This is a genomic window from Pseudomonas sp. PDM19 (assembly GCF_014852215.1).
GTDB lineage: Bacteria > Pseudomonadota > Gammaproteobacteria > Pseudomonadales > Pseudomonadaceae > Pseudomonas.
Genome location: NZ_JACVBG010000005.1, coordinates 412,425 through 433,189, shown reverse-complemented (window position 1 = coordinate 433,189; position 20,765 = coordinate 412,425). Strand labels below are relative to the sequence as shown.

20 protein-coding genes and 2 pseudogenes are annotated in these 20,765 nt (G+C 67.1%); 13 read left to right on the top strand and 9 right to left on the bottom strand.

What is annotated here, in order from left to right; translation table 11 throughout:
* Positions 1–13 precede the first annotated feature (13 nt).
* Positions 14–1,849 (top strand): glutamine--fructose-6-phosphate transaminase (isomerizing), encoded by a 1,836-nt coding sequence (glmS, locus tag IB273_RS28435; RefSeq protein WP_192225570.1) that lies wholly within the window; start codon positions 14–16, stop codon positions 1,847–1,849.
* Positions 1,850–2,383: 534 nt separating this feature from the next.
* Positions 2,384–3,688, top strand: coding sequence for an MFS family transporter (locus IB273_RS28430; protein WP_138213292.1), 1,305 nt, complete (start codon positions 2,384–2,386; stop codon positions 3,686–3,688).
* A 15-nt stretch (positions 3,689–3,703) separates the two neighbouring features.
* Here IB273_RS28430 and IB273_RS28425 read toward each other — a convergent pair whose 3' ends face one another.
* Positions 3,704–5,176: an MDR family MFS transporter gene (locus tag IB273_RS28425; RefSeq protein WP_263866276.1), complete on the bottom strand. Its 1,473-nt coding sequence runs from the start codon at positions 5,174–5,176 to the stop codon at positions 3,704–3,706.
* 380 nt (positions 5,177–5,556) lie between these two features.
* Between IB273_RS28425 and cfaB the strand changes: the two genes are divergently transcribed.
* Positions 5,557–6,741, top strand: a complete 1,185-nt coding sequence (gene cfaB, locus IB273_RS28420; RefSeq protein ID WP_192225569.1) for a C17 cyclopropane fatty acid synthase CfaB — start codon at positions 5,557–5,559, stop codon at positions 6,739–6,741.
* A gap of 131 nt (positions 6,742–6,872) precedes the next feature.
* Positions 6,873–7,349, top strand: a complete 477-nt coding sequence (locus IB273_RS28415) for a GNAT family N-acetyltransferase (protein WP_192225568.1) — start codon at positions 6,873–6,875, stop codon at positions 7,347–7,349.
* Here IB273_RS28415 and folE2 read toward each other — a convergent pair.
* Together folE2 and IB273_RS28405 are read right to left on the bottom strand one after the other, a co-directional pair.
* Entirely contained in the window at positions 7,346–8,233 is an 888-nt protein-coding gene (folE2, locus tag IB273_RS28410) for a GTP cyclohydrolase FolE2 (RefSeq protein WP_081518817.1), read from the bottom strand. The two genes, IB273_RS28415 and folE2, sit on opposite strands and share 4 nt — an antisense overlap.
* Before the next feature lie 69 nt (positions 8,234–8,302).
* Positions 8,303–8,704 carry a hypothetical protein gene (locus IB273_RS28405; RefSeq protein ID WP_192225567.1) on the bottom strand — a complete coding sequence of 134 codons (402 nt, stop codon included), beginning with the start codon at positions 8,702–8,704 and terminating at the stop codon, positions 8,303–8,305.
* A gap of 115 nt (positions 8,705–8,819) precedes the next feature.
* Here IB273_RS28405 and dksA point away from each other — a divergent pair, with 115 nt between their 5' ends.
* From dksA to IB273_RS28390, 3 genes are read left to right on the top strand one after another with little or no spacing between them, the layout of a single operon-like run.
* Positions 8,820–9,224, top strand: coding sequence for an RNA polymerase-binding protein DksA (gene dksA, locus IB273_RS28400; protein WP_081518815.1), 405 nt, complete (start codon positions 8,820–8,822; stop codon positions 9,222–9,224).
* A 20-nt stretch (positions 9,225–9,244) separates the two neighbouring features.
* Positions 9,245–10,447, top strand: a complete 1,203-nt coding sequence (gene zigA, locus IB273_RS28395) for a zinc metallochaperone GTPase ZigA (protein ID WP_192225566.1) — start codon at positions 9,245–9,247, stop codon at positions 10,445–10,447.
* Positions 10,447–11,079: a DUF1826 domain-containing protein gene (locus IB273_RS28390; RefSeq protein WP_151188959.1), complete on the top strand. Its 633-nt coding sequence runs from the start codon at positions 10,447–10,449 to the stop codon at positions 11,077–11,079. The genes zigA and IB273_RS28390 overlap by 1 nt, the downstream gene beginning before the upstream one ends.
* Positions 11,080–11,216: 137 nt before the next feature.
* Here the strand turns inward: IB273_RS28390 and IB273_RS28385 are convergent, their stop codons facing one another.
* Entirely contained in the window at positions 11,217–11,573 is a 357-nt protein-coding gene (locus IB273_RS28385) for an NADH:ubiquinone oxidoreductase (protein ID WP_192210449.1), read from the bottom strand.
* 77 nt (positions 11,574–11,650) lie between these two features.
* Here IB273_RS28385 and IB273_RS28380 point away from each other — a divergent pair, with 77 nt between their 5' ends.
* Both IB273_RS28380 and IB273_RS28375 read left to right on the top strand, forming a co-directional pair.
* Complete coding sequence (locus IB273_RS28380; RefSeq protein ID WP_192225565.1) at positions 11,651–12,613, top strand: CobW family GTP-binding protein; 963 nt, start codon at positions 11,651–11,653, stop codon at positions 12,611–12,613.
* An 85-nt stretch (positions 12,614–12,698) separates the two neighbouring features.
* Positions 12,699–13,721 (top strand): energy transducer TonB, encoded by a 1,023-nt coding sequence (locus tag IB273_RS28375; RefSeq protein WP_192225564.1) that lies wholly within the window; start codon positions 12,699–12,701, stop codon positions 13,719–13,721.
* 106 nt (positions 13,722–13,827) lie between these two features.
* On the opposite strand, the gene IB273_RS28370 is transcribed toward IB273_RS28375, so the two are convergent.
* The 4 genes and pseudogenes from IB273_RS28370 to IB273_RS28360 form a co-directional block, all read right to left on the bottom strand.
* Positions 13,828–14,334, bottom strand: coding sequence for a nucleoside 2-deoxyribosyltransferase (locus IB273_RS28370; protein WP_192225563.1), 507 nt, complete (start codon positions 14,332–14,334; stop codon positions 13,828–13,830).
* Between the two features lie 2 nt (positions 14,335–14,336).
* Positions 14,337–14,771, bottom strand: a pseudogene (locus IB273_RS32045) (calcium:proton antiporter); the annotation flags it as partial.
* A gap of 60 nt (positions 14,772–14,831) precedes the next feature.
* Positions 14,832–15,419, bottom strand: a pseudogene (locus IB273_RS32040) (calcium:proton antiporter); the annotation flags it as partial.
* A 94-nt stretch (positions 15,420–15,513) separates the two neighbouring features.
* The gene (locus IB273_RS28360; protein WP_192225562.1) at positions 15,514–15,993 is read right to left on the bottom strand and encodes a hypothetical protein; all 480 of its coding nucleotides are present in this window, start codon (positions 15,991–15,993) and stop codon (positions 15,514–15,516) included.
* 198 nt (positions 15,994–16,191) lie between these two features.
* Here IB273_RS28360 and IB273_RS28355 point away from each other — a divergent pair, with 198 nt between their 5' ends.
* Together IB273_RS28355 and IB273_RS28350 are read left to right on the top strand one after the other, a co-directional pair.
* Positions 16,192–17,142, top strand: coding sequence for an adenosine deaminase (locus IB273_RS28355; RefSeq protein ID WP_081518807.1), 951 nt, complete (start codon positions 16,192–16,194; stop codon positions 17,140–17,142).
* Positions 17,143–17,280: 138 nt separating this feature from the next.
* Positions 17,281–17,961, top strand: coding sequence for an SDR family NAD(P)-dependent oxidoreductase (locus IB273_RS28350; RefSeq protein WP_192225561.1), 681 nt, complete (start codon positions 17,281–17,283; stop codon positions 17,959–17,961).
* Positions 17,962–18,115: 154 nt separating this feature from the next.
* On the opposite strand, the gene IB273_RS28345 is transcribed toward IB273_RS28350, so the two are convergent.
* Entirely contained in the window at positions 18,116–18,997 is an 882-nt protein-coding gene (locus IB273_RS28345) for a LysR substrate-binding domain-containing protein (protein WP_192225560.1), read from the bottom strand.
* A gap of 101 nt (positions 18,998–19,098) precedes the next feature.
* Between IB273_RS28345 and IB273_RS28340 the strand changes: the two genes are divergently transcribed.
* Positions 19,099–20,028: an AEC family transporter gene (locus IB273_RS28340; protein ID WP_192225559.1), complete on the top strand. Its 930-nt coding sequence runs from the start codon at positions 19,099–19,101 to the stop codon at positions 20,026–20,028.
* A 213-nt stretch (positions 20,029–20,241) separates the two neighbouring features.
* Positions 20,242–20,604 carry a PilZ domain-containing protein gene (locus IB273_RS28335; protein ID WP_017521274.1) on the top strand — a complete coding sequence of 121 codons (363 nt, stop codon included), beginning with the start codon at positions 20,242–20,244 and terminating at the stop codon, positions 20,602–20,604.
* The last annotated feature ends 161 nt before the right edge of the window (positions 20,605–20,765 follow it).

Below are 20,765 nucleotides of genomic sequence, written 5' to 3'. Positions count from 1 at the left end.
GGAGAGCCAAGCCATGTGTGGAATCGTAGGCGCCATCGCCGAGCGCAATATCACCCCGATCCTCGTCGAAGGCCTCAAGCGCCTGGAATACCGTGGCTACGACAGCGCCGGTGTGGCGGTGATCGACAATAGCGGTGCGCTGGATCGCCGCCGCCGCGCCGGCAAGGTTTCCAGTCTCGAACAGGCCATTACCGAGCAGCCGCTGCTCGGTCGCCTGGGCATCGCCCACACCCGCTGGGCCACCCACGGCGCGCCCACCGAGGCCAACGCCCACCCGCACTTTTCCCATGGCGAGGTGGCGGTGGTGCACAACGGCATCATCGAGAACTTCGAGCCCCTGCGTGAAATGCTCAAGGCGCGCGGCTACGAGTTCACCTCACAGACCGACACCGAGGTCATCGCCCACCTGCTGCACCTGCGCCTGGGTGAGCTGGGCGACCTGAGCGTCGCGCTCAAGGCGGTGGTCAAGGAACTGCACGGTGCCTATGGCCTGGCGGTGATCAGCAGCAAGCAACCCGACCGCATCCTCGCCGCACGCAGCGGCAGCCCGCTGGTGGTGGGCCTGGGGCATGGCGAGAACTTCCTCGCTTCCGACCAGCTGGCGCTGCGCCAGGTCACTGACCGCTTCATCTACCTGGAAGAAGGCGACATCGCCGAAATCCGTCGCGACGGCCTGCAGCTGTGGGACGTGAAGGGCAACCCGGTGCAGCGCGAGGAAGTGCGCTACCACGAAGGCGCCGAGGCGGCCGACAAGGGCGGCTACCGCCACTTCATGCTCAAGGAGATTCACGAGCAGCCCGCCGTGGTACAGCGCACCCTGGAAGGCCGCCTGGGCGCCCAGCAGGTACTGGTGGACAACTTCGGCCCGCAGGCCCGCGAGCTGCTGGCCAAGGTGCGCACCGTGCAGATCGTCGCCTGCGGCACCAGCTACCACGCCGGCATGGTCGCCCGTTACTGGCTGGAAAGCCTGACCGGCATCCCCTGCCAGGTTGAAGTCGCCAGCGAGTTCCGCTACCGCAAGGTTGCGGTGCACCCGGATTCCCTGTTCGTCACCATCTCCCAGTCCGGCGAAACCGCCGACACCCTGGCCGCGCTGCGCTACGCCAAGGAACTGGGCTTCCTGTCGAGCCTGGCCATCTGCAACGTCGCCACCAGCTCGCTGGTGCGCGAGTCGGACATGACCCTGCTGACCAACGCCGGCCCGGAAATCGGCGTGGCCTCCACCAAGGCCTTCACCACCCAGCTGGTCGCCCTGCTGTTGCTGACCCTGGGCATCGGCCAGGTGCAGAACCGCCTGAACGACGGCGTCGAGGCCGAGCTGGTGAGCGAGCTGCGCCGCCTGCCGACCCATCTGGAAGAAGCCCTGGCGATGGACAAAGTGGTGGAGAAGGTCAGCGAGCTGTTCGCCGAGAAGCACCACACCCTGTTCCTCGGCCGTGGCGCGCAGTACCCGGTGGCGATGGAAGGCGCGCTGAAGCTCAAGGAGATCTCCTACATCCACGCCGAGGCCTACCCGGCCGGCGAGCTCAAGCACGGCCCGCTGGCGCTGGTCGACGCCGACATGCCGGTGGTCACCGTGGCGCCGAACAACGAACTGCTGGAGAAGCTCAAGTCCAACCTGCAGGAAGTCCGCGCCCGTGGCGGTGAGCTGGTGGTCTTCGCCGAAGGCGGCAGCGGCATCGCCAATGGCGAGGGCACCCACGTGGTGGGCATGCCGGCAATCCACGACTGCCTGGCACCGATCCTCTACACCGTGCCGCTGCAGCTGCTGTCCTACTACGTCGCCGTGCTCAAGGGCACCGACGTCGACCAGCCGCGCAACCTGGCCAAATCGGTCACCGTGGAATAAGCCGTGACGGTGGAATAAGCCGATAAGCGTTCAGACGTGCGTGACGAGAAAGGTCCCTTCGGGGGCCTTTTTTCGTTTCAGGGCGTGGAAATTCAGGGGGAAAGGCGAGGGGACGGATCAACATTCCCCCGGTGCCTGCACGTCCGGGGGTGTGGACGGGGCACCGAGGCCAGGCGGCAGAGGCCGCTACACGAGGGGAATGGAAATCGACCTTGTCTTGTGGACAAGGTCGGGCTCCGGCCCTGCGAGGGGTACCTGACAAGTCTCCCGCAGGGCGGGGAGCGCGCCAACGATAGAAGCTGGCTAGTGGCCGGTCAATCGGAAACGACAAACGCGCGTTCGCAAGTGTCCGATATTCGAACCAAAAGGGCCGGTCGGGACCGCGGATTTCGTTAGCCGGCTATCGGAGGTGTCTATACTGTTTCTGATTGTGTCCGGGAAAACTCCGCTCCTGGAGCGACGCTCGGGCACGGACGGCAGAAGGATTTCCGTCCATCAAGACGGGACGCTGTTCCAACTGACAAGAGAATCCCCATGAACACACCTGCCGTACCGCAATACTCCGCCCACGAGCGTCGCTCGCGCATCCTCGCCATCGTCGGCGCCTCGTCGGGCAACCTGGTGGAGTGGTTCGACTTCTACGTCTACGCCTTCACCGCTCTGTACTTCGCCCACGCCTTCTTCCCCTCGGACGATCCGACGGTGCAGCTGCTCAACACCGCCGGGGTATTCGCCGCGGGCTTCCTGATGCGTCCGATCGGCGGCTGGCTGTTCGGCCGCATCGCCGACAAGAAGGGCCGCAAGACCGCGATGATGATCTCGGTGCTGATGATGTGCGGCGGCTCGCTGGCGATTGCGGTGATGCCGACCTACGCCACCATCGGCGTCGCGGCGCCGGCGCTGCTGCTGCTGGCGCGGCTGTTCCAGGGCCTTTCCGTGGGAGGCGAGTACGGCACCAGCGCGACCTACATGAGCGAAGTGGCGCTCAAGGGCCAGCGCGGCTTCTTCGCTTCCTTCCAGTACGTGACCCTGATCGGCGGCCAGCTGCTGGCCGTGCTGGTGGTGGTGGTCCTGCAGCAACTGCTGACCACCGACGAGCTGAAGGAATGGGGCTGGCGGATTCCCTTCGTGGTCGGCGCGATCACTGCGGTGATCGCCTTCTACCTGCGTCGTTCGCTGCACGAGACGGCCAAGGAGTCGAACCTCAACCGCAAGGAATCGGGCACCCTCTCCGAACTGTTCACCCACCACAAGCGCGCCTTCTTCACCGTGCTCGGCTTCACCGCCGGCGGCTCGCTGATCTTCTACACCTTCACCACCTACATGCAGAAATACCTGGTGAACACCGCCGGCATGGACCCGAAGGTGGCCAGCGGCGTGATGACCTTCGCGCTGTTCTGCTACATGTGCATGCAGCCGCTGTTCGGCGCACTGTCCGACCGCATCGGCCGCAAGACCTCGATGCTCTGGTTCGGCGCTCTCGGGCTGATCTTCACCTGGCCGATCCTTTCCGCGCTGAAGGCGGTGAGCAGCCCGTACCTGGCCTTCGTGCTGATCATCGCGGCCATGGCCATCGTCAGCCTGTACACCTCGATCAGCGGCCTGATCAAGGCGGAGATGTTCCCGCCGCAGATTCGCGCCCTGGGTGTTGGCCTGTCCTACGCGGTGGGCAACGCGATCTTCGGCGGCTCCGCCGAATACGCCGCGCTGGGCCTGAAGACCATGGGCATGGAAGAGGTGTTCTATATCTACGTTTCGGTCATGTGCGGCGTGGCGCTGGTGGTCTGCCTGCTGCTGCCGGACCTGCGCAAGGTCAGCTACCTCAACGACGAGGACTGACCTGCGCCGGCGGCGCTAGTCGTTGCCCCGGCCGCGCAGGGCGTGGTCGGGCAGCGACAGGGCGATCAGCAGGGCGAGGGCGCCGAAGCCTGCGTTGATCAGGAACAGGTGCCCGAATACCCCATCCAGCGTGAGCCGCTGCGCCTCGTGGCCGGCTCCGCTGAGGCTGGCCAGCAGTGCGCTGGTCGACAGACCATGACCCGCCGAGCCCGCCAGCGGCTGCAGCATCGCCAGCAGCAGCGCGGACATCAGCGCGATCCCCACCGCTCCGCCCAGTGAGCGGAACAGCGTGATGTTGCTGGTCGCCACGCCCAGGTGTTTCGTCTCCACCGCGCTCTGCGCCGCTACCAGGCTGGTGGGGAACTGCGTGCCGGCGGCAATGCCGGTGAGCAGCATGCAGACGCCCGAGATGAAGTACGCGCTCGGCGGCGTCAGCGCCAGGCCGGCAATTGCCAGCGGCATCAGCAGCGCGCCACCGACGATCTGCGGCTTGTAGCGGCCGATGATCGCGGTGAGACGGCCGCAGCAGTACGCGCCGATCGGCACGCCCATGGCCAGCGGCAGCAGGTGCAGTGCGGCGCTGTCCGCGCCCGCGCCGGTCACCGACTGGAAGCGCAGCGGCACCAGCACCGACAGCGAGATGACCTGGAAGCTGGCGAAGAAGCTGATCAGCCAGCTCAGGGTGGCTGCGCGAATACCGAACAGGTGCATCGGCACCAGGGGTTCCGGCGCGCGGCGCTCCTGCAGCACGAACAGGGCGATCAGCACCACGGCGGCGACGAACAGCGCGAGCATCTGTGGGTCGTTCCAGCGCGCGCCCTGGCCGACCTCGGTGATCGCCAGCAGCAGGCTGCCCAGGCCTGCGATCATCAGCATCGTGCCGAGGTAGTCGATCACCGGCTTGCGTCCCGGCACCGGCAGGCCGCGCAGGGTCCGGCGCGACACCGCGAGGGCGACCAGGCCCACCGGCAGGTTGATCAGGAACACCCAGCGCCACGACAGGTACTCGGTGAGCAGCCCGCCCAGCACCGGGCCGGCGATGCTCGCCACTGCGTACATGCTGCTGAAGTAGCCCTGGTAGCGGCCGCGTTCGCGCGGCGGGACGATGTCACCGATGATCGCCTGGCTCACCGACATCATGCCGCCGGCGCCGATGCCCTGCAGGACGCGGGCGAGCACCAGCTGCTCCATGCTCTGGGCGGCGCCGCAGAGCAGCGAGGCGACGGTGAACAGGCCGATGGCGAAGAGCATCAGCACGCGGCGGCCGTAGAGGTCGCCGAGCTTGCCGTAGATCGGCATGGAGATGGTCATCGCCACCATGTAGCCGGAGATGACCCAGGCCAGCAGGTCGAAATCGCCGAAGCCTGCGGAGATCGCCGGGAGGGAAACGGCGACGATGGTCTGGTCGAGCGCACCGAGGAAGATCGCCAGCATCAGCCCCACCAGCACGGTGCGGACCGCCGGGCGAGGCGCGGAGAAGGTAGTCAAGACAGCCCCCTTGGACGGCAGAGGCCCTCCGGTCGGAAGGCGCGCGGAGGGGGCCACAGTGTAGTGCAATGGAGTGACGATCTGTCACATCGGTATCATCGTTACCGGGCAGGAAAGGCTCTATCTCAGGCTTGGCAACGATAGGTGGCGAAGTGGCTGCTACGCTTGCGTAGCGAACTATTGTTTCGTGCAGGGTCTTTCGTGCACGGGGCCTGTGAATTCTTTTGGAACGCCTCCCGCTGGGGGGCGCTCCACAGCAAAGGAATCGGCAGGTCCACCGCTGCGGTCGGCGCCCGATAGTTTTCCGCGGGCCAGGCCATAGGCGAAGACTATGGAAGTGCTGGTCTATAGTTCTTCAGCCCTGTGACCAGGAGGTTTGCATGAAAGCCAATCTGCCCTCTGAGTTGCTGTCCCTGCAGTTGCCGCTGCGTATCCGCATCGGCGAGGCCCAGGTCTTCGATCTCGGCCCCGACCCGCAGGTAACTCTGGTTGTCCGCGATTCCACGCTGCTGACCGAGATCACCCATCCCAGCCTCGATATCCTCGGTCGCGCCTACGTGGAGGGCCGCATGGACATCGAGGGGCCGATTCAGGAAGTGATCGCCACGGCCGACGCCCTGAGCGCCGCGCTGGGTGATGACGACGACGATGCCGACTACGTGCGCGAAAGCCACGACAAGGCCACCGACGCCGAAGCCATCCATTACCACTACGACCTGTCCAACGCGTTCTACCAGCTCTGGCTCGACCCGGAGATGGTGTACTCCTGCGCCTACTACGAGACCGGCAACGAAAACCTGGCCAGCGCCCAGCTCGCCAAGCTGCGTCACCTGTGCCGCAAGCTGCGCCTGAAACCGGGCGAGAAGCTGCTCGACGTCGGCTGCGGCTGGGGCGGGCTGGCGCGCCTGGCGGCGCGGGAGTTCGGCGCACAGGTGCACGGCATCACCCTCAGCGAGGAGCAGCTCAGGCTCGGCCGCGAGCGGGTCAAGGCGGAAGGACTGGAAGGCAAGGTGACCCTGGAGTTGCGCGACTACCGTGACCTGCCGCGCGATGGCCGCTACGACAAGGTGGTCAGCGTCGGCATGTTCGAACACGTCGGCCACGCCAACCTGGGCCTCTACTTCCAGCACCTGTACGACGCGGTGCGGCCGGGCGGGCTGGTGATGAACCACGGCATCACCTCCAGCAACACCGACGGCCGCCCGGTCGGGCGCGGCGCGGGTGACTTCATCGACCGCTACGTGTTCCCCCACGGCGAGCTGCCGCACCTGTCGCTGGCCGTCGCCCGCATGAGCGAGGCGGGGCTCGAAGTGGTCGACGTCGAAGGGCTGCGCCTGCACTACGCGCGCACCCTGGACTTCTGGAGCAACAGCCTCGAGGCCAGGCTGGCCGAGGCGGCAAAACTGGTGCCCGACCAGGCCCTGCGCATCTGGCGCCTGTATCTGGCCGGTTGTGCCTACGGCTTCAAGAAGGGCTGGATCAACCTGCACCAGATTCTCGCCAGCAAGCCGCATACCGACGGCGGCCACGAAGTGCCCTGGAGCCGCCGCGACCTCTACGCCTGAGCCTGTTCGTGGCGTGCCATCGGGCCCGGCTTGCCGGGCCCGATGTCTTTACGGCGCGCAGCAAAAGGCTTGCATCGGGGGGCCGGGGAGGCTAAACCGCCTTTCCCCACTGACTCTTTGGTAGATGAATCATGGTGAATTTCTTCCCGGACCTGTCCCTCGTCGAACTCTCGCCCGCGCAGGCGCCCTGGTCCCTGTTGCTCAAGGCCGACCCCAGCCGCGAACAGATCGAGAGCTACCTGCCCGATTCCCGCCTGCTGGCGCTGAACGAGGCGGATTCCGTGCGCGGTGTGCTGACGCTGACTCCCCGCGAGTCCGGCGTCGCCGAGATCACCAGCCTCGCGGTCGAAGACGAATGGCAGGAGCGCGGCCTGGGCCGCCGCCTGCTGCTGGCGGCCATCGAGCAGGCGCGCGAGGCAGGCCTGCAGCGTCTGATCATCGCCACCGGCAACTCCAGCCTGGCCCAGCTCGGCCTGTACCAGCGCCTGGGCTTCCGCATCGTCGGCATCGAGCCGGATCACTTCGTGCGGCATTACCCCGAGCCGATCTACGAGAACGGCATCCAGTGCCGCGACCAGATTCGCCTGGCGCTCGACCTCGGCGCCTAGTCGCGCACCCAGCGGCTCACCGCCACCGCATCGTGGGCGTGCAGGCTTTCCGCATGCACCACGCGCACCTCGAAGCCTGACACCTCTTCGCGCTGCAACAGCGCCCGGTGCAGCCGGCGTGCGGCATCCTCGCAGAACATCAGGTTCTGCCCATTGGCCAGGGCGAAGGCCTGTTCGTCGGCGCGCTTGACTGCCGTCTGCACGGCGGTGCCGAGGGCGTCTTCGGCGTGGTCGATCAGCTCGCTGAAAGCGAATGCCGGTGCGGTCGGGTCGAGTCGCAGGTTCAGCTGTGCCTCGCTGCGCTGGCTGTGCGGCGTGGCGACTATGCCCTGCGGGCTGCCGAGCCAGGCGCGGACCTCGCTGGCCTTCAGCGGGCGGTCGGCGAAGTCGGCGTCGAAGCGCTCCTGGATCAGCTGGCGCGCCAGCGCCGCCGAGCACGGGCAGGTCGAGGAGTAGGGCAGATTCAGGTGCAACTCCAGATGCAGCGCATCGTCCTCCAGCTGCGCGTGGATCTCGCAGGCGTAGCGCTTCCAGCCGCTCAGTGGGCTGACCAGCGCCGGGCGTCGCAGCAGCAGTTCGAAACGCAGCGTCAGGCTGGCGCGCCGGGAAAGCTGCGCGTGGCTCCTGAGGAACTGCCTGAGCAGGTCACGCAGCAGCGCCGGTGAAAGCTCCGCATCCGCCAGCGCCTCCAGCGCCAGGTACAGCCGCGACATGTGGATGCCGCGCGCGTCGGCTTCGTCGAGGCTGACGCCGGCGTCGGCATAGGCGGCAACGCGCTCGCCAGCGATACGCAGCGGCACGGCGATGCCTTGCATGCCGACCCAGTCGAGCGGGATGGGCAGGCGGGTCGATTGGCAGGCGATATCGGGGAGCAGGGCGGTCATGGGCGGGTCACAGTCGGAAATTGTTATAATATAACGTATTTGCTTCCCGCCGATCCCGCAATGGGCTCGTCAGCGTTCGTGCTGCTTGCAACCGCTGACCCGGCCGCAGGTCAGGCGCGCACTGTCACCCGTGGAGCTGCTGAAGCGGCTGATGTTGGTCCAGCCGATCCCGCGGCTGGTGCCGACCCACACCTGGCCATCGCTGGTCACCCCGCTGAAGAAGGTCAGCCTGCCGTAGCGCGTGCCGGTCTGCGCCCAACGTCGTCCGCTGCTCGCCTCGAAACCGCGCAGGTAGGTGTCGTGGCCCTGGGTGGCGACGCTGTAGAGATTTCCCGAATCGTCCATGCAGGCCAGCACCGAAGCCGACCAGGCGCAGCGCGCCGGTTCCTCGCCGGGGAAAGGCAGTGGCGCGGACCCGCCGGCGTGGGCGAAGGGAGCGAACAGGCAGAGCAGCAGGGCGCGGCGCAGCATCGAGGGTCTCGGCAGATGGGTGGAGCGAAGCGTCGATATCGCACGTCGGCAGGCTATTGTCGAGCGTGCATTGTTATAATATAACATAAAAGATCACTCCCTTCCGGAGACGGTCATGACCGAACAGGAACTGCTCGCCCAGCCCGGCGAGGCCTACATGAGCGAGGCGCAACAGGGCTATTTCCGCGCACTGCTGCTGGACCAGCGCGACGAACTGCAAGGGCGCATCGAGGAGGAGTTCCAGGCTCTGCAGGACACCGAGCGGGCCAGCGACGAAGCCGATGTCGCCAGCCGCGAGGAGTCGCGCCAGTGGCAACTGCGCTTGCTGGAGCGCGAGAAGAAGCTGCTCGACAAGATCGACCAGGCGCTGGAGCGCCTGGCCCGGGGCGATTACGGCTGGTGCGAGGAAACCGGCGAACCGATCGGTCTGCGCCGCCTGCTGCTGCGCCCCACCGCCTCGCTGTGCATCGAGGCCAAGGAGCGCCAGGAACGGCGCGAACTGCACGTCCGCGAAGCCTGAATTCCCTGGAGATGATCCCCGTGAACGCCCCACTCCCCGTCACCGTCCTGTCCGGCTTCCTTGGCGCCGGCAAGAGCACGCTGCTCAACCATGTGCTGAAGAACCGCGAGAGCCTCAAGGTCGCGGTCATCGTCAACGACATGAGCGAAATCAACATCGACGGCCGCGAGGTGCAGCGCGATGTCAGCCTCAACCGTGGCCAGGAGCGCCTGGTGGAGATGAGCAACGGCTGCATCTGCTGCACCCTGCGCGAGGACCTGCTGGAAGAGGTCAGCCGCCTCGCCAGCGAAGGTCGCTTCGACTACCTGCTGATCGAGTCCACCGGTATCTCCGAACCGCTGCCGGTGGCCGAGACCTTCACCTTCCGCGACGAGCAGGGCCGCAGCCTGTCCGACCTGGCGCGGCTGGACACGCTGGTCACGGTGGTCGACGGGCTGAACTTCCTCGCTGACTACCAGGGCGCCGACAGCCTCGCCGAGCGTGGTGAAACCCTCGGCGAGGACGACGAGCGCTCACTCAGCGACCTGCTGGTGGAGCAGGTGGAGTTCGCGGACGTGATCCTGGTGAGCAAGATCGACCTGATCGGCAGCGCCGAGCGCGACGAGTTGCTGGCGATCCTGCGCCGGCTCAACCCGGACGCCGACATCCAGCCCATGGTCATGGGCCAGGTGCCGCTAACGAGCATCCTCGACACCGGCCGCTTCGACTTCCAGCGCGCCGAGCGGGCGCCGGGCTGGCTCAAGGAACTGCGCGGCGAGCACCTGCCGGAGACCGAGGCCTATGGCATCTCCTCGGATGTCTACCGGGCGCGCCGGCCCTTCCACCCGCAGCGCTTCCACGACTTCCTCGCCCGGCCCTGGAGCAACGGCCGGCTGCTGCGCTCCAAGGGCTTCTTCTGGCTCGCCAGCCGCTACCGCGAGGCCGGCAGCTGGTCCCAGGCCGGCGGCCTGATGCGTCACGGCCTGGCCGGGCGCTGGTGGCGCTTCGTCCCGCGCGAGCACTGGCCGCAGGACACCACCGAGCTGCAGGGCGTGCTGCGCCACTGGCGCGAAGACAGCGGCGATTGCCGCCAGGAACTGGTGTTCATCGGCCAGAACCTGGACTTCCCGCAGCTGTTCGCCGAACTGGACGACTGCCTGCTCGACGAAGAAGAAATGGCCGCCGGCACCACCGCCTGGAAACGCCTGCCCGATCCCTTCGAACCCTGGGAGGCCGGCGCCTGATGCTCGCCCTCGAAACCCCCGTCTGGCCGCGCCAGGTGCTCAGCGACGATCCGCAGGTGCTCGCCGAAGTGCTCAAGGAAGACGTCAACCTGGCCGTCTGGCAACGCACGCTGTACCCGGAAATCAGCAGCTTCGCCGGCTGGCTGGGGACCCAGGCGCTGGACCTGACGCAGAGCCTCGAGGTGGTCGATGAGCGCGTCGAACTGGGCGACCTGCTGCGCCAGTACGCCATGCTCGACGGCTGCACGCTGTTTCGCAGCGACCTGCAATGGCTGGCCGAAGCCTTCGCCTGTCTGACCGGTGCGCAGCGCATCGGCCTGCGCCTGCGCAGCCTGGACAAGGCCATGTGTCCGCGCTTCCACGTCGATCACGTGCCGCTGCGCCTGGTCACGACCTACTCGGGCCCCGCCAGCCAATGGCTGGAGGAGTGGGCCATGGCCCGCGCACGGCTGGGCGATGCGGCAGCCGAACCGGTCAGCCGGGCCGAGATCCGCGAGATGGCCGCCGGCGACGTGGGGCTGTTCAAGGGCGAGAAATGGGCCGGCAATCTCGGCGGCGGCATCGTCCACCGCTCGCCGCTGCCGGCGCCGGGTGAGCGACGCCTGCTGCTCACGCTCGACTGGCTCGGCTGAGGTTTCGCGCGGGCAAAAAAATGGGCCGCCCGGGGAGAGCGGCCCAATTCACCAAGATCATGTCCGGCGTGGGGTGCCGGGAGGGTGTGAGGTACCCGACGTCAGTAAGCCCGAGTCGTGTGACAGGGCGATGACCGTTACTGCGGTTTGCGCCAGTGGCCGTTGCTCTGTTGTTCGCAGAAGGGCTGGAGGACGCGCGCGTCGCTGGCCACGCCGTAGTAGTGGATGTCCTGGCGATAGGGCACGCCCTGGGTCTGGGCGTTCTCGCAGACACCGAAGGCGCCGCTGGGGCAATTCTCGGCGTAGGTCACCTCGACCTTCTGGTCCTTGAGCTGCGGCTGGCAGAAACCCTCGCGGAAGAGTTTTTCCGGGATGGTGCGGTTCTGCTGACAGACCTTCACGTCGACATCCTTGCCCTGGGTGTGCACCACGCAGGCCTCGCCGTGGGCGAGCAGGGGCAGGCAGGCGAGGGCGAGAGGCAGCAACAGGCGCATGATCGATCCGGGGTTGGCGAGAGAGAGCCGCGACTCTAGCGCTTTTCCCGGCGAGCGTCAGGCGGCACCATGGGCGAATGTTGAAGCAGATCCCGACTCATCTCATCGCCGGCCCCCTCGGGGCGGGCAAGACCAGCCTGCTGCAGGACTTGCTGGGGCAACGCCCGGCGGGTGAGCGCTGGGCCGTGCTGGTCAACGAATTCGGCCAGGTCGGCCTGGATGCCGCGTTGTTGTCCCGTGACGACGACGGCATCGCCCTGGGCGAAGTCGCCGGCGGCTGTCTGTGCTGCGTGAACGGCGCACCGTTCCAGGTCGGCCTCGGCCGGCTGCTGCGCAAGGCCAGGCCGCAACGGCTGTTCATCGAGCCCTCCGGCCTCGGCCATCCCGCGCAACTGCTGGCGCAACTGCGCGCCGCGCCCTGGCAGGGCGTGCTGGCGGTGCAGCCGCTGGTGATGGTGCTCGATGCTGCCGCACTGGCCGCCGGGCAGCCCTTGCCCGAGGCGCAGCAGCTGGCGCTGGGCGAGACGGCGCTGCTGCTGATGAACAAGTCCGAAGCGCTGGATGACGCGGCGCGTGCGGCCCTGGTGGCGCGCTTGCCGGAGGCGGCGTTGCGCTGGACGACCCACGGCCGATTACTGCTGGGCGAGCTGCCGAGTACGCCGCTTGAAGTGACGGGCGCTGATTTGCCGCAGGGCGCTTCGTCCATCGAACCGGCGATGCTGTTGCGTCGAGAGTCGCCGCTGCGTCAGGTGCGCGTCGAAGAGGGCCGACAGGCGGTCGGATGGCGCTTCCACCGTGACTGGCGCTTCCGCACGGCCGAGCTGGACGCCTGGCTGGCCGGGCTTCCCGGCCTGTTGCGGGCCAAGGCGGTGCTGCACGGCGAGGACGCCTGGCTGGCCTGCAACCGTACCGTTGGTCCGGCGCCGTGGACGCCCAGTGCCTGGCGCAAGGACAGCCGGATAGAGCTGATCCTGGCCGCCGAACTTGATCCACAGGCCTTGCAGACCGATCTTTTGCGCTGCGCGATCGCACCGGCCTGACAGAGAAGGTTGCCCTCGCGTAACGAGTGAATGATAATAATTATCAGCAGATACTGCTTCGTGAACTCTTCCCGCAGGCTTTCTCATGTCGTTACCCCAACCGCGCAAAGCGGCGGACGCCAGTCTTGCCGTGGACGCTGAGGAACAGCTGTTCACTTCCGCCACGGCGGATGACGGCGCCCATTTGCCCAGCGTGAACGCCCAGCGCGTCAATGAGGGCACCCTGCGTCTCGTCAGTTGTGCCGGCCCCCGCCGCGACGAGGAAGTGGTTCCCGAAGAGGTCCTGATTCCCTACGCCGCGCCGGTCGAAGGCGTGGAAGACGGCGAACAGCCGCCGCCCCCCGGTGGCTGGTGGAAGTCCTCGGGCCTGGCGATCGGCATGCACCTGGCCATCGTCGCGGCGCTGGTCTGGGTGATGCCCACGCCGGCCGAACTGAATCTGGGCGCCGGCGAGATGCCCAAGGCCATGCAGGTGAGTGTCGTCACCCTGCCGCCCAAGCCCGAAGTGCAGCAGCCGCCCGCCGCCGCGCCGACTCCGCCGCCGCCGGAGCCCGAGCCGCCGAAACCGATCGAGCCGCCCAAGCCGGTGGAGAAGCCCAAGCCGAAACCCAAGCCGCCCGAGAAGGCCGTGCCCAAGGTATCGCCCAAGCCCAAGCCGAAACCCAAGCCCGAGCCGGACCCGGAGCCCGCCGAGGAAGCCGTCGCACCGCCGGCCCCGGCTGCACCGCCGCCGCCCGCTGCGCCCACCGTCGGCCAGTTCACCCAGGGTGCCCAGGCCGCGCCGGCCGGTTCCCAGGGCCCGGCCGGCTTGCCCACCGGCAGCCTCAACGACAGCGACATCAAGCCGCTGCGCATGGACCCGCCGGTCTACCCGCGCATGGCGCTGAACCGTGGCATCGAAGGCCGGGTGAAGGTGCTGTTCACCATCACCAGCGATGGCCGCATCGCCGACATCCAGGTACTGGAGTCCTCGCCGCCGCGCATGTTCGACAACGCCGTGCGCGATGCCATGGACAAGTGGCGCTTCGAGCCACGCGTCAGCGGTGGGCGGATCGTCGCCCGCCAGGCGACCAAGGTGTTCTTCTTCAAGCTCGAAGGGCGTCGCTGACGGCCTGCCGAGTGAAACGAAAAACGCGCCCCAGGGCGCGTTTTTTGTTGCTGATGATCGGCCGGCAGGCGCGCCCTGCGGCGCGGATCGCGGGCATGGCCCGCTCCTACAGGGGCATCAGTTCCGCGCGTAGCAGTTCCAGCGCTTCCCGCGGCCCGCCCACGGCAATGCGAACCGGCACGCCGAGCATCAGGTTCAGCGGCAGGCCGAAGCCCTCGATCTGGTTGCCGTCGCGGTCGCGACCCGGCTCTTCGCCGTGCCACTCGCAGGGCAGGCGTTCCGCACAGCTGCCGCCTTCATCAATGTAGCCGAACAGTGGCTTGCCCAGCGCGGCGGCGTAGCCCAGCTCGAAGGCCGTGCCACTGTCCGGCTCGGCGCCGCGGAAGGGATTGAGATTGGCCAGCACCACGTCCGCCTCGGCGATCAGGTTGAGGTTGGCCTGGTAGATCCACAGCGCCTGCTCCGGCGGATTGGCGATGCCTTCAGGCACCGAGTGATCGAGCGGGTAGAGGCCCTGCAGTTCGAACTCGGCACACAGCGCCTTGAGCTTTTCGCCCTGGGCGAGGGCGTCGGGTCGGAATACATCGGGGCCGGCGAGGTAGATCTTGAGCATGGTCAGAGTCCCATGAACGACAACATCAGGAAGGTGGCGAACAGCACGAAATGGGTCATGCCCTCGATGGCGTTGGTCTTGCCGTCGTGCAGGTTGTAGCCGGCGACCATCAGGGTGATGAACATCATGCCGGTCTGTAGCGGGGTCATCGCCATCTGGATCGGCTGGCCCTTGAACAGCGCCAGCGCCTCGATCACCGGCACGGTGAGGATCACGGTGGACAGCGACGCGCCCAGGGCGATGTTGACCACCGGCTGCATGCGGTTGGCCATGGCCGCGCGCAGGGCGGTGAGGATTTCCGGGCTGGCGGAGATCGCCGCCACCAGCAGCGCTGGCACGATGGGCGGTACGCCGCTGCCTTCCAGGCCGACGTCCAGGGCCTTGGACATCACCTCCGCCAGCGCGCCGATCAGCACCACGCCGACCACCAGCAGGGCCATGGATTGCTTGCTGCTGCCGGGAGCCTCGTGGCCTTCGCCATGCTCGCCGTGGGTGGCGTAGTTGTAGCTGAAGAAGTAGCTGTGCTGGCCGGTCTGCATGCGCAGGAACAGCGCGTAGAGCATGACCATGCAGCCGATGGTGAAGAACGAGTAGAGCTTCCACTGCTCGGCCGGGATCAGCTCCGGCACCACCATCGAGATGCCCACGGCGGTGAGGATCATGGTCACGTAGGTCTTGCCGGAGTCGTCGTTGTACGACTGCTCGCCGTGCTTGAGGCCGCCCAGCAGCGCGGCCAGGCCGAGGATGCCGTTCATGTCGAGCATCACCGCGGCGTAGATGGTGTCGCGGGCCAGGGTCGGCGAATGGTTGTGGTTCATCATGATCGCCAGGATCACCACCTCCACCAGCACCGCCGCCAGGGTCAGGATCATGGTGCCGTAGGGCTCGCCGACCTTCTCCGCAAGAATCTCGGCGTGGTGCGCCACGCGCAGGGATACGCCGATGATCACCGCCAGCAGCGCGCTGGCGGCGATCCCCGCGAGCATCTTGCCGCCACCCAGCAGGCTGTGCTCCAGCGGGTACACGGCAATCGCCACCAGCAGGGCAAGGAGGAGGAATTTTTCTTCTTTGAGCGCGCGCAGCATCGAGGGGGATGTCCATTGGCGTAAGAGGCGAGTTCGCCATCTTAGGCAATGCCCGGTAAGCGCACCAGCGCGCGACGGCGTGCCGCGCGGGCCCTCAGTGAAGCCGGCTGGTGCGCTCGAGGAACTGCTTCTGCGCGGCGAAGATCTGTTCGGGCATTGCCCGCAAGCTCCGGTAGGTGGTCGCCAGGCTCTGCGCCAGGGTCTCCTTGTTCGCCTGGTCGGTGGTCTCCGCGTAACGCTTGAGCTGCTGGTAGTAGCCGATCTGCAGTTCGTAGTAACGGGACAGGCTGCTGGCGAACGGGCCGGCGTCCTCGCTGTGCGGGAGTTGCTGCACCTGGTTCAGGTTCCTTTCGAGCTCGGCGATATGCTCGCCGGGGCTCTTTGCCGGCGCCCCGCGGCCTGGGTTGTGGCCGGGGTCGAAATCGCCGTTGATCAGGCCTTCCATGTCCCGGTCGATGCGCTGCACGTTGGAGAGGAAGGCGGAGGTCACCACCTCGTTGTATTTCAGGTCACCGGGCTGCCCGCAGGCGATCAGGGCCAGCGGCAGCAGCAGGGCCAGGAGAGTCTTGTTCATGAGGCGGGCCGGGTGGATAGGTGGAAGGCGATTCTAGAAAGGGACCCGGTCGGAAGATTTCGCGGATATCTGTCTTTTGCGTCAGAATTATCTCTGTCCACTGCGTGATGGGGCTCGTCGCCCCGCTGCCAATTGCTTGCCGGGTCCGCCTGTGTGCCAATCACCGGCGCCTGACCCACCGATAACGAGACCTCACCCATGTACGACTGGCTCAATGCCCTGCCCAAGGCCGAACTGCACCTGCACCTGGAGGGTTCGCTGGAGCCCGAGCTGCTTTTCGCCCTGGCGGAGCGCAACAAGGTCGCCCTGCCCTGGGGCGATGTCGAGAGCCTGCGCAAGGCCTATGCGTTCAACAACCTGCAGGAATTCCTCGACCTCTACTACGCCGGCGCCGACGTGCTGCGTACCGAGCAGGACTTCTACGATCTGACCTGGGCTTACCTGGAGAAGTGCAAGGCGCAGAACGTCATCCACGTCGAGCCGTTCTTCGACCCGCAAACCCACACCGACCGTGGCGTGCCCTTCGAGGTGGTGCTGCGTGGCATCCAGGGCGCGCTCAAGGATGGCGAGAAGCAGTTGGGCATCAGCCATGGCCTGATCCTCAGCTTTCTGCGCCACCTGTCCGAGGAAGAGGCGTTCAAGACCCTCGACCAGGCCATGCCGTTCCGCGACGCCTTCATCGCCGTCGGCCTGGACAGCTCCGAAGTCGGCCATCCGCCGAGCAAGTTCCAGCGCGTGTTCGACCGCGCCCGCGCCGAAGGCTTCCTCACCGTCGCCCACGCCGGCGAGGAAGGCCCGCCAGAGTACATCTGGGAAGCCCTGGACCTGCTCAAGATCGAGCGTATCGACCACGGCGTGCGCGCCATCGAGGACGAGCGACTGATGCAGCGCATCATCGACGAGCAGATCCCGCTGACCGTCTGCCCGCTGTCCAACACCAAGCTCTGCGTGTTCGACCACATGCGCGAGCACAACATCCTCGACATGCTCGAGCGCGGCGTGAAGGTGACGGTGAACTCGGACGACCCGGCGTATTTCGGCGGCTATGTCACCGAGAACTTCCAGGCCCTGCACGAGCACCTGGGGATGACGAAGGAGCAGGCGCAGCGGCTGGCGCAGAACAGCCTGGATGCGCGGTTGGTGAAGTAAGGCCGACCCTGACCCTCTCCCTCTGGGAGAGGGCCTGCTCGCCGTCCCGATCCGTCCCCTGATCTGGCGCCCGCGACCTTTCGCGCAACCCCTGCTACCCCTATAAGAACGCCTCTCCCACCGACACGAGGTAGCAGCATGAACAGGATCGTCGCCATCACCGGCGGCTTCGGCCATCTGGGTAGCGTGGTCGGCCAGGCGTTCGCCGACGCCGGCTGGCAGGTCGCGTTGCTCGACCGCGCCGTCGGCCCGCGTTATCCACAGGCCGGCGCGCTGTCCATCGGCGGCATCGACCTCACCGACCCGGACGCCGCCCGCACCGCGCTGGAAAAGGTCAACGAGCATTTCGGCGGCCTCGACGCGCTGATCAACGTGGCCGGCGGCTTCCACTGGGAAACCCTGGGCGATGGTGACATCGACACCTGGGACCTGATGTACCGCATCAACCTGCGCACCGCCGTGGTCTCCAGCCAGGCTGCGCTGGCGCACCTGAAGGCGCGCGGACACGGGCGCATCCTCAATATCGCTGCCGCAGCTGCAACCCGCGCGGCGCTGGGCATGGGGGCCTATGCGGCGTCCAAGGCCGGCGTCATGCGCCTGACCGAAGCGCTGGCGGAGGAACTGAAGGACGCGCGGATCACCGTCAACGCGCTGATGCCGAGCATCATCGACACCCCGCAGAACCGCGCCGACATGCCCACTGCGGAATTCGACCGCTGGGTGAAGCCGGAGCAACTGGCGGCGACGCTGCTGTTCCTCGCCTCGGACGCTGCGGCGGCCATTACCGGTGCGTGCATCCCGGTGACCGGCCGCGTTTGATTGCGCGGCTTCCGTAGGGCGCATAACCCGGCACGGGTTATCCGCCGCGCTGGCGGATAACGCCATAGGCGTTATGCGCCCTACGTGTTCATCGGCGCCGGCGTAAACCTGTAGGAGCGGGCATGGCGCGCTCCTGCAATGTGAACCCGAGGCCTCAGGCCTCGACGGCCCCCGCGCTGCGCAGGAAAGCCGCCAGGCACGGGTTGTCGTTGTGCGGGCTCCAGGCCGCGCCGTACTCCACCTGCGGCGACCGGCCGATGGCGCGGAAGGCCACGCCGGGCAGTTGCATGCGCCGCATCGAGTCCGGCACCAGCGACACGCCCAGCCCCTCGGCCACCAGGTTGACGATGGTCTGCTGCAGGTGTGTCTCCATGCGCACCGCCGGTGCGAAGCCGTGCTGGCGGCAGCACTCCATCACCGATTCGTGCAGGGCCGGTGCGGTGGCCGGCGGGAAGGTGATGAAGGGTTCGCCGGCCAGCTTGGTCACGTCCAGTTCTGCTTCCTGCGCCAGGCCGTGTTCGGCCGGCAACACCGCGCACAGCGGCTCGCGCTGCAGCGTGCGATAGAGGCGCTGGCCCGGTTCGCGTTCGGGGAAGGTCAGGGCGACGTCCACCTCGCCGCTGTCCAGCGCCGGGCCCAGGTCGCGCGGGAGCATCTCGTTGAGCACCAGCTTCACCTCCGGGTGGCCGTCGGCGAAGATTTTCAGCAGGCGCGGCAGCAGCGTCCAGGCAGCCAGCATGGTGAAGCCGATGCGCAGCTCGCCGCGCTCGCCGCGTGCCGTGGCGCGTGCCGAACGCACGGCAAGATCGAGACCGGCGAGCAGCGCCCGGGCCTGCTGCTGGAAGTCGCGGCCGGCGGCGGTCAGCTCCACCGAGCGCGAATGCCGGGCGAACAGCGGCGTGCCCAGTTCTTCTTCCAGCGCGGCGATCTGCCGGCTCAGCGGCGGCTGGGTGATGTGCAGCGCCTCGGCGGCTCGGCCGAAGTGCAGGTGCTCGGCGAGGGCGAGGAAATAGCGCAGCTGGCGGAAGTCGATCATCGATACGGTTTGGGTATGGATTGGCGCTTTAGTAAGCATTGGACGGTATCGATTGGCAACCCTATGCTCGCCTGCCGCTCCCGCTCTCCAGGTTCCCTGCCATGCACACCGTGTTCGCCGTCGTCCTGCCGATCTTCGCGCTGATCCTGGTCGGCTGGCTGTGCCGGCGCACCAACCGCCTCGGCCCGCAGGCGGCCTCGGAGATCAACAAGCTGGTGGTCTGGCTGTGCCTGCCGGCGCTGTTGTTCAAGGTCACTGCCACCGCGACCTGGGCGGAAATCTGGCAGCCGGGCTTCCTCGCCGCCTTTACCGGCGGCTGCCTGCTGGTGTTCTTCGCCACCCTCGTCTGGCGCCTGATGCAGGGCCGTGCGCTGCCGGCGGCGAGCATCGACGGCCTCAGCGCGTCCTACGCCAATACCGGGTACATGGGCATTCCGCTGTGCCTGCTGGTGTTCGGCCAGGACGGCCTGGAGCCGGCGCTGATCGCCTCGCTGCTGGTGGTCTGCGTGCTGTTCGCCATCGCCGTGGTCTGCATCGAGGTCGGGCTGCAGGAAGAGAAACACATCGGCCGCGCCATCTGGGTGGTGAGCAAGGCGCTGGGCAAGAACCCGCTGGTGGTGTCGCCGATCATCGGTGGCCTCTGGGCAGTGACCGGTATCGGCCTGCCAGTGCCGCTGCTGCACTTCCTCGACATGCTCGCCGCTGCCACCACGCCCTGCGCGCTGGTCTCGCTGGGCCTGTTCCTGGCGCAGAAGCAGGAGGGCGAGCAGGTCGGCGCCTGGCCGCTGGTGGCGATCAAGCTGGTCGGCCAGCCGCTGCTCACCGGTTTCCTCGCCTACAAGGTCTTCGACCTGCCACCGCTGTGGGCGGATTCGGCGCTGCTGCTCAGCGCGCTGCCCACTGGCACCGGGCCGTTCATGCTTGCCGAGTACTACCAGCGCGAGGCCGCGGTGGTGTCGCGGAGCATTCTGGTGTCGACGCTGGGGTCGTTGGTCACGCTCTCCCTGTGCCTGCTGTGGATCGCCCGATAGCAGATGTGGCGTAGGAGCGGACTCGCGGATCGCAGGAGTCCGCTGCACGGCTGCAGCGCCGCGCCGGGCGATGGAAGGCGTGGCGATTTCGTGGCGAATACTGGCCAGTTGATAGCTTTTGAGTTCGTTTGAGGTGCTGGCGCTGCTAGGATGCGCGCGCGTTTCGCTCCCTGAAGCGCCTGTCCCAGAGCCCGTTCCCTACAAGAGGCCGCCATGCGCAAGCACCGCCGTTTGACCTTCCGCCACATCGGCCAGATCAACGTGACCAACCGCCTGAGCGGCGACCCCATGGGGGTGGTCCTGGATGTCTCGATGGGTGGCCTGCGGCTGGTGACGGAGGAGCCGCTGGCGCCGGGCAGCTGCTACGACATGCGCCTGGAGATTCCGGTGCGCGAGGATCACACCCGCTCGGTGGACATCACCGCGATCTGCCAGTGGTCGAAGAAGGACGCGAAGAATGCGCGCTTCGAACAGGGCTTCAAGCTGGACCGGCCGAGCGCGGCGTTCACCGAGCTGGTGACGTCGATGTCGGTGAGTTTCAACCGCAGTCTGCTGGGGCGGGCGCGGTTGTCGTGATGGGGTTGGCTTGGGTGCAGTCTGATGCACCCTCTCCCCAGCCCTCTCCCTGAAGGGAGAGGGAGTCGTTCGGTGTGCACTGCAACCACAGCGTTAACCGGCGAGCGCTGATCTTCCTACCCATGCCGATCAGTCCCCTCTCCCTTCGGAGCGGGGCGCGC